Annotated in this window: 1 protein-coding gene; it reads right to left on the bottom strand. The window is 39.1% G+C overall.

What is annotated here, in order from left to right; genetic code table 11:
- Window positions 1–586, bottom strand: a 586-nt coding sequence (locus BFAL_RS10875; protein WP_152973662.1) for a DDE-type integrase/transposase/recombinase, incomplete at both ends; no start/stop codon positions are given.

Raw genomic sequence — 586 nt, 5'->3', positions numbered from 1 at the left:
ATCATATGGATGTCCTAGTTTTGAATACGAATGATCAATTTTATGTCGCTTTAACAAATTTTCAAAGCCAAAACTAGTGAACTGACTGCCCATATCAGTATGTAAATAATTTGGTTTTTTATCAGTTGACAGCGATCTTTGTAGTGTTGTAACTACCAATTTGGTATCCATCGTGGCACTGATTTGATGGGCTAATATCTTACGCGTTTGTAACTCTAAAACTGACGCTAAATAGACCCACTGACCATTACTCAACTTTAAATAAGTGATGTCCATGCTCCAAGCGTTGGCTTCGGGTAAATGCCTGATTAAGTTGGGACGTTGACGATAATCAACAGTTGTCGTTGGTTTGTTAAATCGACGACTCATGACAGAGTATATGCCAGCTTCTCGCATTAAACGACGAACTCGGTTGGTTCCATGATGCAAATTCAGATCAGCTAATGCTAATCGCAGACGTGGCGCGCCATAAGCTTTATAGTTATTTTGCCAAATTTCACGCAACAAAGCTTTTAAAATAGTGTCTTCTCGCTGACGATGGCTTTCAGTATAGTGAACCCAATCAAAGTAGGTGCTTTTGGGTATT

This window comes from Bifidobacterium aesculapii (assembly GCF_001417815.1).
In the GTDB taxonomy this organism is placed as follows: domain Bacteria; phylum Actinomycetota; class Actinomycetes; order Actinomycetales; family Bifidobacteriaceae; genus Bifidobacterium; species Bifidobacterium aesculapii.
This window is presented reverse-complemented; position numbering and strand designations above follow the sequence as displayed.